Genomic DNA, 255 nt, shown 5'->3' on the forward strand with positions numbered 1-255 from the left:
GCCTGCAACAGGCCGCCTACGTCGCACCGGGCACCGAACTGGAGCAGCGCATCGCCACGATCTGGCAGGACGTGCTCAAGCGCGAGCAGGTGGGCATTACCGACAATTTCTTTGCCCTGGGCGGCGATTCCATCGTCTCCATTCAGGTGGTCAGCCGCGCCCGCCAGGCGGGGATTATTCTGACGCCCAAGGACCTGTTCCAGTACCAGACCGTGCAGAGCCTGGCCCGTGTCGCCCAACTGGGCAGCACCTTGC

General features: G+C 64.7%; 1 protein-coding gene. It reads left to right on the top strand.

The genetic code is table 11. From position 1 onward, the window contains the following. A partial coding sequence (locus AAEY79_RS15665) for a phosphopantetheine-binding protein (RefSeq protein WP_352289517.1) occupies positions 1-255 on the top strand: 255 nt, incomplete at both ends.

The sequence above is a fragment of the Psychrobacter sp. GW64-MNA-CIBAN-0177 genome (assembly GCF_040309585.1).
GTDB classification, from domain to species: Bacteria; Pseudomonadota; Gammaproteobacteria; order Pseudomonadales; family Moraxellaceae; genus Psychrobacter; species Psychrobacter okhotskensis.